General features: G+C 73.3%; 11 protein-coding genes. 7 read left to right on the forward strand and 4 right to left on the reverse strand.

Features of this window, described 5'->3' with window-relative positions; translation table 11 throughout:
- Window positions 1-335: 335 nt before the first annotated feature.
- Complete coding sequence (locus ACZ60X_RS30450; protein WP_469605184.1) at window positions 336-1,601, reverse strand: trans-sulfuration enzyme family protein; 1,266 nt, start codon at window positions 1,599-1,601, stop codon at window positions 336-338.
- Between the two features lie 60 nt (window positions 1,602-1,661).
- Between ACZ60X_RS30450 and ACZ60X_RS30455 the strand changes: the two genes are divergently transcribed.
- The 6 genes from ACZ60X_RS30455 to ACZ60X_RS30480 all read left to right on the forward strand — a co-directional run bounded on the left by ACZ60X_RS30455 (window position 1,662) and on the right by ACZ60X_RS30480 (window position 7,925).
- Window positions 1,662-2,147 (forward strand): Lrp/AsnC family transcriptional regulator, encoded by a 486-nt coding sequence (locus ACZ60X_RS30455; RefSeq protein WP_469605187.1) that lies wholly within the window; start codon window positions 1,662-1,664, stop codon window positions 2,145-2,147.
- Window positions 2,148-2,200: 53 nt separating this feature from the next.
- Complete coding sequence (locus tag ACZ60X_RS30460; protein ID WP_469605190.1) at window positions 2,201-3,892, forward strand: DUF885 domain-containing protein; 1,692 nt, start codon at window positions 2,201-2,203, stop codon at window positions 3,890-3,892.
- 332 nt (window positions 3,893-4,224) lie between these two features.
- On the forward strand, window positions 4,225-4,890 hold the full coding sequence (locus ACZ60X_RS30465) for a hypothetical protein (protein WP_469605192.1): 666 nt from the start codon (window positions 4,225-4,227) through the stop codon (window positions 4,888-4,890).
- A gap of 130 nt (window positions 4,891-5,020) precedes the next feature.
- Window positions 5,021-5,269: a ferredoxin gene (locus ACZ60X_RS30470; protein WP_469605194.1), complete on the forward strand. Its 249-nt coding sequence runs from the start codon at window positions 5,021-5,023 to the stop codon at window positions 5,267-5,269.
- The gene (locus ACZ60X_RS30475; protein ID WP_469605197.1) at window positions 5,259-6,650 is read left to right on the forward strand and encodes an NAD(P)/FAD-dependent oxidoreductase; all 1,392 of its coding nucleotides are present in this window, start codon (window positions 5,259-5,261) and stop codon (window positions 6,648-6,650) included. The genes ACZ60X_RS30470 and ACZ60X_RS30475 overlap by 11 nt, the downstream gene beginning before the upstream one ends.
- 36 nt (window positions 6,651-6,686) lie before the next feature.
- Complete coding sequence (locus ACZ60X_RS30480; protein ID WP_469605200.1) at window positions 6,687-7,925, forward strand: cytochrome P450; 1,239 nt, start codon at window positions 6,687-6,689, stop codon at window positions 7,923-7,925.
- A gap of 569 nt (window positions 7,926-8,494) precedes the next feature.
- Here the strand turns inward: ACZ60X_RS30480 and ACZ60X_RS30485 are convergent.
- Both ACZ60X_RS30485 and ACZ60X_RS30490 read right to left on the reverse strand, forming a co-directional pair.
- The gene (locus ACZ60X_RS30485; protein ID WP_469605203.1) at window positions 8,495-9,010 is read right to left on the reverse strand and encodes an immunity 21 family protein; all 516 of its coding nucleotides are present in this window, start codon (window positions 9,008-9,010) and stop codon (window positions 8,495-8,497) included.
- 26 nt (window positions 9,011-9,036) lie between these two features.
- Entirely contained in the window at window positions 9,037-9,537 is a 501-nt protein-coding gene (locus tag ACZ60X_RS30490) for a rhodanese-like domain-containing protein (RefSeq protein ID WP_469605206.1), read from the reverse strand.
- Between the two features lie 94 nt (window positions 9,538-9,631).
- Here ACZ60X_RS30490 and ACZ60X_RS30495 point away from each other — a divergent pair, with 94 nt between their 5' ends.
- On the forward strand, window positions 9,632-10,078 hold the full coding sequence (locus ACZ60X_RS30495; protein ID WP_469605208.1) for an Lrp/AsnC family transcriptional regulator: 447 nt from the start codon (window positions 9,632-9,634) through the stop codon (window positions 10,076-10,078).
- A 99-nt stretch (window positions 10,079-10,177) separates the two neighbouring features.
- Here the strand turns inward: ACZ60X_RS30495 and ACZ60X_RS30500 are convergent, their stop codons facing one another.
- The gene (locus tag ACZ60X_RS30500) at window positions 10,178-10,360 is read right to left on the reverse strand and encodes a hypothetical protein (protein ID WP_469605211.1); all 183 of its coding nucleotides are present in this window, start codon (window positions 10,358-10,360) and stop codon (window positions 10,178-10,180) included.
- Between the last annotated feature and the right edge of the window lie 225 nt (window positions 10,361-10,585).

Below are 10,585 nucleotides of genomic sequence, written 5' to 3' on the forward strand. Positions count from 1 at the left end.
GCCGTCCGCACCTGGACCCAGCCGCAGCTCCGCCGCGCCGGCGGCCCATCGGACCCGGCACCCCCCGCCGGCACCGCCTCCGCCACAGCCCTCATCAGGCCACGCACCCGAGGCGACCATGACCGACCGCCCTCACCCTCACGGCACCCAGCCGGTGACAGCCAACCCAGGCGACCCATGGCCGGCGGCACCCCGCCCCGCGGCACCCAGCCGGTGACAGCCAGCTCAAGCGACCATGGCCGACCACGCCCAGCTCCCCGGTACCCGGACCGATCACACCCACCCGAGCCAGCGCCCAGCCCACGGCGCTCACCAGAGGCAGCAGCCTGCGGCGGTCAGGCCAAGCGAGTGCGGCCGGCGATGTCCAGCTCCGTGGCTCGCGGGCCGACAGCGCCCGACTTCGCGGCGCCCGGAACGGACGCGTCCATCGCTCGCTCCGGCAGGCCGCCCATCGCCTGGGCCAGGTCGGCCCACAGGTCGTCCACGTCTTCCAGTCCCACCGAGAGCCGCAGCAGCCGGTCGCTCACTCCCGCGCCGCGGCGGTCGTCGGCGTCGACGATGCGGTGGCTGATGGACGCGGGGTGCTGGATGAGCGTGTCGACGCTGCCCAGGCTCACCGCCGGGGTGACGAGGCGGACCCGGGAGATGACCTCGTGCGGGTCGCCGTGCACCTCGAAGGCGATCATCGCGCCGCCCAGCCGGGGGTAGTGGACGCGGGCCACGCGGGGGTCGGCGCTGAGCCGGCGGGCCAGTTCGGCGGCGTTCGCGGAGGCGGCCCGTACGCGCACCGGGAGCGTGGACAGTCCCCGGAGCAGGAGGTAGCCCGCGAGGGGGTGCAGGACGCCGCCGGTGGCGAACCGGATCCGGCGCAGCCGGCCCGCGAACTCCTCGTCGCAGGCGACCACCCCGGCCAGCACGTCGCCATGGCCGCCGAGGTACTTCGTGGCACTGTGCAGCACCAGCCGGGCGCCCTGCTCGGCGGGGCGCTGCAGCACCGGCGTGGCGAAGGTGTTGTCGACGAGCAGCGGCACCGAGCCGCAGGCGTGGGCGATGGCCCGCAGATCGAGTTCGGCCAGGGTCGGGTTGGCCGGGGACTCGACCAGTACCAGACCGGTGTCCGCGCGCAACGCGTCGGTGATCCCGGCCGGATCCGTCCACGTGACCTCGGTACCGAGGAGTCCGGCGGTGAGCAGATGGTCGCTGCACCCGTACAGCGGCCGTACGGCGACGACGTGCCGCAGGCCCATGGCGGACCGGGCGAGCAGCACGGCGCTGAGCGCTGCCATGCCGCTGGCGAAGGCGACCGCGGACTCGGTGCCCTCCAGGCGGGCCAGCGCGGTCTCGAAGCGGGCGACGGTCGGATTGCCGAGCCGGCCGTAGACGGGCGGCCCGACCGGGTCGGCGCCGTCGGCGGCGAAGGCGTCGATGCGGGCGGCCTCGGCCCTGCTGTCGTACGACGGGTAGGTGGTGGACAGGTCGATCGGCGGGGCGTGCAGGCCCTGGCGGGCGAGGTCGTCGCGGCCGGCGTGCACGGCCTCGGTGGCAAGGGCTCTCGTTGCGGTGCGTACGCCGTCGTAGGCACCGGTGCTCGCTGTGTCCATGGGCGGAAGGGTGAACATCGAACGGTTCTCGGGAGCCGGACACCGTGCTACGTTCGGCCAATGGCCGAATCTGTCGTACTGGATCCGGTGGACCTCCATCTGCTGCGGCTGCTGCAGAACGACGCCCGGACCACCTACCGCGACCTCGCCGAGCAGGTGGGCGTCGCGCCGTCGACGTGTCTGGACCGGGTGACCCGGCTGCGCCGCTCGGGCGTGATCCTCGGCCATCGGCTCCGGCTGGATCCGGCCAAGCTGGGGCGCGGGCTGCAGGCGCTGCTGTCGGTGCAGGTACGGCCGCACCGACGCGAACTGGTGGGCCCGTTCGTGGAGCGGATCCGGGCGCTGCCGGAGGCCCGGACGGTGTTCCATCTGACCGGACCCGACGACTATCTGGTCCATGTCGCCGTCGCGGACATGGCCGATCTCCAGCGGCTGGTGCTCGACGAGTTCACGGCGCGACGGGAAGTGGCGCGGGTGGAGACCCGGTTGATCTTCCAGCAGTGGGAGTGCGGTCCGCTGCTGCCGCCCGGCCACGCCCAGAGCTGAATCCCCCCGAACCCGGGTGACGCGGAGATCGTCGTCGTACGAGGATGGGCCGCATGTCTGAGACCAAGAGCCCGTTGCCCCGTCAGGTGGCCGACGCGTACGTGGACGACCTCATCGCCCTCGATCCGGTCACCGGTACCTATCTCGGTGTGAAGGAGAGTTCGAGCCGGCTGCCCGACTACTCACCGGCCGGTCAGGAGGCCCTCGCCCAGCTGGCCCGGGCGACCCTCGCCAAGCTCGACGAGGCGGAGCGGCAGCCCGGCGCGGACCGTGACGTGGAGCGCCGCTGCGGGCGGCTGCTGCGGGAGCGGCTGACGGCTGAACTCGCGATCCACGAGGCGGACGAGCACCTGCGCGCGGTGGGCAACATGCACACCCCCGGTCACTCGGTGCGCGACATCTTCACGGTGACCCCGCAGCAGACGGACGAGGACTGGGCGGCGATCGCGCAGCGGCTGCGCGCGGTGCCCGGCGCGCTCGCGGGCTACCGTGAGTCGATCCGACTCGGCCTGGAGCGCAAGCTGTTCGCGGCCCCGCGGCCGACGGCGACGTACATCGAGCAGCTGACGCAGTGGACGGACACCGACGGCTCGGGCCGCGGCTGGTTCGAGGACTTCGTGGCCGCCGGGCCGCAGGCCCTGCGCGCGGAGCTGGAGGAGGCGGCCCGCGCCGCGACCGGTGCCCTGGCGGAGCTGCGGGACTGGCTGCGGGACGTGTACGCCCCGGCGATCGAGGGCGCCCCGGAGACGGTGGGCCGGGAGCGGTACGCGCGCTGGTCGCGCTATTTCAACGGCACCGACCTGGACCTGGACGAGGCGTACGCCTACGGCTGGGCGGAGTTCCACAGGCTGCTAGCCGAGATGGAGCGGGAGGCGGAGAAGATCCTGCCCGGCGCGAAGACGCCCTGGGTGGCGCTCGCGCACCTCGACGAGCACGGCCGGCACATCGAGGGGGTGGAGGAGGTGCGGGAGTGGCTCCAGGGCCTGATGGACCAGGCCATCGCGGACCTGGACGGCACGCACTTCGAACTCGCCGAGCGGGTGCGGAGGGTGGAGTCGCGCATCGCGCCGCCCGGCGGTGCCGCCGCCCCGTACTACACGGGTCCCTCGGAGGACTTCTCCCGTCCCGGCCGCACCTGGCTGCCGACGATGGGCCAGACCCGCTTCCCGGTGTACGACCTCGTCTCGACCTGGTACCACGAGGGCGTGCCCGGCCATCACCTGCAGATCGCGCAGTGGGCGCACGTCGCGCAGGACCTCTCCCGCTACCAGGCCACGGTCGGCATCGTCAGCTCCAACGCCGAGGGCTGGGCGCTGTACGCGGAGCGGCTGATGGACGAGCTGGGCTATCTGAAGAGCCCCGAGGAGCGGCTCGGCTATCTGGACGCGCAGATGATGCGGGCGGTCCGGGTCATCGTGGACATCGGCATGCACCTGGGGCTGGAGATCCCGGCGGACTCGCCGTTCCACCCCGGTGAGCGCTGGACTCCGGAGCTGGCGCAGGAGTTCTTCCGCGCGCACAGCAGCCGGCCGGCGGACTTCGTGGAGAGCGAGGTGACCCGGTACCTGACGATTCCGGGCCAGGCCATCGGCTACAAGCTCGGTGAGCGGGCGTGGCTGCTGGGCCGGGAGAAGGCCCGCGAGCGGCACGGCGACGCCTTCGACCTCAAGTCCTGGCACATGGCGGCCCTCTCCCAGGGCTCCCTGGGTCTGGACGACCTGGTGGACGAGCTGTCCCGGCTCTGACCGTCACCCGGCTCGCCCCTCCTCGCTCCGCGTCTCCTCGCTCCGCGTCTCCTCGCTCCGACCGTCGAGACGTCGACTCGACGCGGCTCACGCGGCATCGATCGGCGGTGTTCTCAGCGATTCCCCGGCCGGCGAGCGAGCCGGCCGGGCACCGGGCGACCGGCATCTTCCCGGCGTACCACCGCCGAGGTCCCGCGGTCGTCCGGGTGGGCAGCCGTACGCGGCGCGGTGTCCGCCGTCTGGCTCTGTCCCGCTGGCGCGGCCGGGCGGGGGGCGGCTCGCTGGGGAGCGGGGGCTGATGTCGGCGGGGGGGGGTGAGGAGGTGGCTCCACGTGGCGAACGGGCAGGAGGCGCGGGCGGGGGTGGAGGCGCTGCGGGCGCCACGGGCCGCCGGGCTGGCCGGGGTCGTGTTCGCGCTGCTGCTGGCGGCGGCGATGGTGCTCATGCGGCTCGGCATCCCCGATGGGGCGAACGCCGTCACCGCCCAGGGGTTCACGGACACCGCGCGGCGTGACGCCGTGCGCGCGGCGCTCGCGCTCGTGCCGTTCTCCGGGATCTTCTTCCTGTGGTTCATCGGCGCCGTACGGGCGTACATCGGCGCGGCGGAGGACAAGTTCATCGCCACCGTCTTCTTCGGCAGCGGACTCGTCTTCACCGCCACCCTGTTCGGCGCCGCCGCGGCCGCCAGTTCCGTACTCTCCGTCGCGCACCCCGGTGGTACGGCACCGGCGCCGGTCTCCTGGGACTTCGGGCGGCACCTCGCGTACCTGCTGATGACGGATTACGCCATGCGGATGGCGGCCGTCTTCGTGTGCTCCCTGTCGTCGCTCGGCCGCCGCCTCGGCGTGCTGCCCCGCCCGCTCACGGCGCTGGGCCTGTGCACCGCGCTGGTGCTGGTCCTCGCCTCCTCGAACGTGCCCTGGGCGGAGCTGGTGTTCCCCGCGTGGTCACTCGTGCTCGCCGGATACATCCTGGTGTCGGGGGGACGCGCCCGTTGACCCGGATGGGGTCGCTGACGGGCGGGCCGCGTGCGGGGCTCCCATGCTGGCGAACGGGACATGTCCACCGTCCGGGCCGCCGCGCGCGTCGCTGCGGCCCGGATCCGGCCGCGCGAAGGGCGGAGCGTCGATGAGGCTCGTCGTCGATCTCAACAAATGTCAGGGGTACGCCCAGTGCGCGTTCCTCGCACCGGACGTCTTCGCGATGCACGGCGAGGAGTCGCTGGTCTACAACCCGCACGCCCCCGAGGAGCAACGGGAGCAGCTGGCCCGCGCGGTCAGCGCCTGCCCGGTGCAGGCCATCACGGCCGACGGGCTGGACGACCTCGTCGGTGAGCCGGCGGCGCGCTCCGCCCAGGAGGCCTCCGATGGCCGCTGACTACGTGGACTGGCTCAGGCGCGAGGGCCGGATCGTGATCGTGGGCGCGTCTCTGGCGGGGCTGCGGGCGGCGGAGACGCTGAGCGCCGAGGGCTTCGCCGGCGAGCTGACGCTGATCGGTGACGAGCCCCACGAACCGTACGACCGGCCACCGCTGTCGAAGTCCGTCCTGCTGGGCGTGGCGTCCCCGCTGCGCACCGAGCTGCCGCGCCGCCGGGAGATCGACGCCAAGTGGCGGCTCGGCGTCGCGGCGACCGGCCTGGATCTGTCGGCCAAGCGGGTGAGGCTGGCCGACGGCGACGAGGTGCCGTACGACCGGCTGCTGATCGCGACCGGGGTGCGCGCCCGGCCCTGGCCGAAGGAGGACGAGGCCCGGCTCGGCGGCGTCTGCGTGCTGCGCACGCGGGACGACGCGGCCGGTCTGTACCAGCGGCTGAAGGCGGGACCGCGCCGGGTGTTCGTCATCGGCGCCGGGTTCGCCGGTTCGGAGGTGGCCTCCGCCTGCCGGGAGATGGGCCTCCCGGTCACCGTCGGGGAGCGCGCGGGGGCGCCGCTGGTGGGCGCGCTCGGCGGGGTGGTCGGCGCGGTCGCCGCCGACCTCCAGCACGAGAACGGCGTGGACCTGCGGGCGCATGTCACGGTGACGTCGCTGGAGGGCGACTCGGTCGGCCGGGTGCGGGCCGTGCACCTGTCCGACGAGAGTGTCGTCGAGGCGGACGTGGTCGTGGTCTCGCTGGGCTCCCAGCGCAACACCGAGTGGCTGACCGGGTCGGGGCTGGCCGCGGGGCCCCGGGGCATCGCGTGCGACGCGGGCTGCCGGGCCTTCGACTTCCGGGGGATCGTCACCGACGACGTCTTCGTGGCGGGCGACGTGGCGCGCTCCCCGCACGCGCTGTTCGGCTACCAGTTCCTGTCGCTGGAGCACTGGGGCAACGCCGTCGCGCAGGCCGAGACCGCCGCGCACAACATGATCTGCCCCGGCGCGGACCGGCGCCCGCACCTGTGGATGCCCGCCTTCTGGTCGTCGATGTTCGGCGTGAACATCAAGTCGGTCGGCGTGCCGCCCATGGGTGACCAGCTCATGATCACGCAAGGGTCGCTGGCCGAGCGCCGGTTCGTCGGCGTCTACGGCTATCAGGGCCGCGTCATCGCCGCCGTGACCTTCGACAACGCCCGCTGGCTTGAGTTCTACGCGCGGCAGATCGAGCGGGGCGCGCCGTTCCCGGTGGAGTACCCGACGATGGACCGGCGGCCCGAGAACCGGCAGCCGGTACCGGCCGCGTTCCCCGACCCGTCCCTGCCGACGCACGGCCCCACCGTGACACTCAGCGGCTACTCCCCCGCCGACCAGCAGCTGGTCTTCCACCCCGCCCGCCACTGACCGCCGCCCGGTCCTACGCCCGACGAGGAACGAGCCATGACGCAAGCCCCGCTGTTCCGCCGGATCACCGACTTCGCCAACCGAGCGGACCCCTATCCGCTGTACGCGGAGCTGCGGAAGACCCCGGTGCTGCACGAGGAGGAGGGCGGACCGTACGTCATCAGCTCGTACTGGGACGTCGAGGCGCTGCTGCACGATCCACGGGTCAGCTCCGACGCCGCCAACCTCGCGTCCGCGGGGGACGACGTACTGGGCCAGGCGGACGAGACGGGCGGGCTGCCGCCGTCGTTCATCCGGCTCGACCCGCCGGAGCACGACCGGCTCCGGCGCATCGCCAACCAAGGCTTCGGACCGCCGCACCGGCCGCGCCGGGTCGAGAGCATGCGCGGTGAGCTGGAGGAGATCGTCGCCGGTCTGATCGGGGACTTCGAGGACGCCCGGCAGATCGACCTGGTGGACCGGTTCGCCTACCCCTTCCCGGTGACGGTGATCTGCCGGCTGCTCGGCGTGCCCCGCGAGGACGAGCCGAAGTTCCGCGCCTGGGTCGATCCGCTGGTCGCCGCCCTCGACCCCGAGACCCGTGAGCAGGCGGACGAGGCGTTCCTGAAGTCCGCGCAGGAGGCGCGGATGCAGCTGGGCATGTATCTGGCCGGGCTGGTCGAGCAGCGCACCAGGACACCCCAGGACGACCTGCTGTCCGACCTGGTCAACAGCCGTGGTCCGGACGGTTCCATGACGATGATGGAGGTGCTCGCCACCTCGGTGCTGCTGCTGATCGCCGGGCACGAGACGACGGTCAACCTCATCACCAACGGCATGCTCACGCTGCTGCGGCACCCGGACGTCCTGACGCGCCTGCGCGCGCGGCCCGAGCTGTCGGTGCGGATCGTGGAGGAACTGCTGCGCTACGAGCCGCCGGTGCAGATCGTGCCGCAGCGCACCTGTATCGCGGACATCGAGGTGCGCGGGGTGACCATCCCCAAGGGCTCGCGCATCTGGCTGATGCTGGCCGCGGGCAACCGCGACCCCGAGCGGTTCAAGGACCCCGACCGCTTCGATCCGGACCGCGAGGACATCCAGCACCTGGGCTTCGGCAGCGGCATCCACAGCTGCTTCGGCGCCCCGCTGGCCCGCCTGGAGACCCAGGTCGCCCTCTCCGCCCTGGCCCGCCGGCTGGACAACCCCCGCCTGGTGACGGATCCGCCGCCCTACCGCCAGAACGCGATCCTGCGAGGCCCCCGCCATCTGGAGATCGCCTTCGACGGCCTGCACTGACCACGGCGCCGCACCCGGCACGCGCCGGACACGGCCACGCCGACCGGGGGGCCGCGCCTGCCGGGCGGCCGGGGCGGGGCGGGGCGTATGCCGGGTGCAGCCGGGACGAGCGGGGCATGTCCGGCCGGGTCTGGGGACAGGCCGGACCAGGCGGCATGCCGGGAGCAGCCCAGCCAGGCGGGCACATGCCAGGCACGCCCGGGCCGAGCCCGCGCATGCCCGGCCGAGCCTGGCCCGGACCGACCGGGGCCGACCTGGCCACGCCGCGCACGGCCGGGGCCGCGCATGGCCGGGGCCGCGCATGGCCAGGGCCGCACATGGCCAGGGCCGCACATGATCAGAGGCCGAGGCGGATCAGGGGCCGCTGCCTCAGTCGCCGCGCTGTCTCAGGGGCCGAACGGCCAGGACCACGCACGGCCAGGGCCGCGCATGGTCAGAGGCCGAGGCGGATCAGGGGCCACGCTGCCTCAGCCACCACGCTGGCTCAGTCGCCACGCTGGCTCAGTCGCCGCGCTGGCTCAGGGGCCGAGGCGGGTCAGGGGCCGAGGCGGATCAGGGGCCGAGGCGGGTCAGGGGCCGAGGCGGCTGAGGGTGACCAGTCCGAGCCAGGTCTCCGGTCCCGGCTGGGCGTAGGCGGCGCGGACCGCGTACGTGCCCGCCTCCAGCGGCACTCGGAGGTGCTCGATGCGGTCGGCGGCGCGGCCTGGCCAGGCCGAGTCGAACAGCAGCACCGGGCCGGGCACCCGCCAGCGCACCTCGCTCTCCCACACGGCCGCGCCAAGGGCGGCCGGTACACCGGCGAGCAGTTCGTCCTCGGAGCGGGCGGCGGACCACCGTACGAACGCGCCGTGCTCCGGCAGGAAAGAGGTGGAGGCGGGTTCCTCGCCGAACACCAGGGCCGCGCTGTCGCCGACGGGCAGCAGGCCGACGTGCCCGTCGACCTCGCACGCCCGGTCGTAGTCCGTGGCGAGGTCCTCGCTGTCGGCGCCCGCCCAGAACGGCAGCACCGTCTCGGGCACGGCTATCAGGGGGCCGCCGGCCGACTCCACCCACTCCAGCACGCCTGGATCCGCGTATCGAGCCATGGGCCAAGAACCTACACGGGCCGCCGTCAGCAGCCGCACTCGCCTGCCACGGGCGCGGTCAGCGGGTCGGCCTCGCGGCGCGCCGGTCCCTGCCAGGTCTCGTAGACGAAGCCCTCGCGCGCCCAGTACTCGAAGCCGCCGAGCAACTCCTTGACCCGGTAGCCGAGTTCGGCGAGGGCGAGGGCGGCGCGGGTGGCGCCGTTGCAGCCGGGGCCCCAGCAGTACGTCACCACGGGCACGGAGCGGTCGAGGAGGTGCCCGGCCTGTTCGGGGATGCGGGCGGTGGGCAGGTGGAGCGCGCCGGGGATGTGGCCCTGGTCCCAGGACTCGGTCGAGCGGGAGTCCACGAGCGCGAAGCCGGGGTCGCCGCCGGCCGCGAGCGCTGCGGCCACGTCGGAGACATCGGCGTGGAAGGCGAGGCTCGCCCGGAAGTAGGCGGCGGCCTCGGCGGGCGCGGCGGGCGGCACGCGCAGGACGGGGTTCACGGTCCGGGCGGCCTCGGGGTGATGCGGCGTCGTGGTGATCATGGCTGAGAATCTACGGCCTTGCGTCCGGCCCCTGAAGGGGCGATCCCCGGACTCACCCTTGCCCCGCCGGGGATTTCCCTGTTATCCATCCGGGATGACCGCGTATTCCCCGGACGCCACCGACTGGCGCATCCTCGAGGCCCTCCAGCGCGAGGGCCGGGCCAGCTACACCGACCTCGCGCGCGCCGTCTCGATGTCGGCGAGCGCCGTCACAGAACGGGTACGGCGGCTGGAGGAGGCGGGTGTGATCCAGGGGTACGCGGCGGTCGTCGACCCCGAACGGCTCGGCCTGCCGATCCTCGCCTTCGTCCGGCTGCGCTATCCGAACGCCAACTACAAGCCGTTCCACGACCTGGTGGCCGCCACGCCCGAGATCCTGGAGGCGCACCACGTGACGGGCGACGACTGCTTCGTCATCAAGGTCGCAGCGCGGTCCATGGCCCATCTGGAACAGATCTCCGGCAAGATCGGCGCACTCGGCTCGGTGACCACCAGCGTCGTGTACTCCTCCCCCCTCCCCCGCCGCCCCCTGGGCCGCTGACACCGTCAGACGCCCCGCTGCCCTCCGCGCCTCCGGAGCCGGCGACGGCTGACGACGCCAGGCTCGGCTCCCGTACACAGACACGTCCCTGGCACGCTTTCAGACGCCCCCCTGCACCCCGTCCAGGAAGTCGTGAAGGCTTCCCCCGGTGCTGTGCCGCGCGGCAAGAACGAGTTCCGCCAAGGCGTGTCTCGTTTTACCCAGCCGCACCAGAACCGTCTCGTCATCCACGGCGGTACCGGGCGGCTCCGGCGCCTCCAGAAGTTGGGCGGAGCCGGTCAAGTACGTAACGGTCCTGTGCCGTGGAACGCCAGCGGCCCCTCGCCCGAGCATCCTGCCCCTCCAGGACCAGCTCACTCACGGCTTGGCAGATGGGCCTCGGCTGCGTACTCCGCCAGCGTCGGCTCGCCCCGCAGCCCGCCGTCGACGGTGATGTAGTCGATGGACTGCCCTGTTCGCTGTTTCGTCCTCCTGTGCGGGCCCTGACGCGGCGAACAGCACGCGTGG

The organism is Streptomyces sp. NPDC104106 (genome assembly GCF_055584345.1).

Bases quoted from the DNA above. Each gene is read 5' to 3' on its own strand.
- ACZ60X_RS30450 (WP_469605184.1), bottom strand. From the start codon at position 1,601: ATGGACACAGCGAGCACCGGTGCCTACGACGGCGTACGCACCGCAACG.
- ACZ60X_RS30455 (WP_469605187.1), top strand. From the start codon at position 1,662: ATGGCCGAATCTGTCGTACTGGATCCGGTGGACCTCCATCTGCTGCGG.
- ACZ60X_RS30460 (WP_469605190.1), top strand. From the start codon at position 2,201: ATGTCTGAGACCAAGAGCCCGTTGCCCCGTCAGGTGGCCGACGCGTAC.
- ACZ60X_RS30470 (WP_469605194.1), top strand. From the start codon at position 5,021: ATGAGGCTCGTCGTCGATCTCAACAAATGTCAGGGGTACGCCCAGTGC.
- ACZ60X_RS30475 (WP_469605197.1), top strand. From the start codon at position 5,259: ATGGCCGCTGACTACGTGGACTGGCTCAGGCGCGAGGGCCGGATCGTG.
- ACZ60X_RS30480 (WP_469605200.1), top strand. From the start codon at position 6,687: ATGACGCAAGCCCCGCTGTTCCGCCGGATCACCGACTTCGCCAACCGA.
- ACZ60X_RS30485 (WP_469605203.1), bottom strand. From the start codon at position 9,010: ATGGCTCGATACGCGGATCCAGGCGTGCTGGAGTGGGTGGAGTCGGCC.
- ACZ60X_RS30490 (WP_469605206.1), bottom strand. From the start codon at position 9,537: ATGATCACCACGACGCCGCATCACCCCGAGGCCGCCCGGACCGTGAAC.
- ACZ60X_RS30495 (WP_469605208.1), top strand. From the start codon at position 9,632: ATGACCGCGTATTCCCCGGACGCCACCGACTGGCGCATCCTCGAGGCC.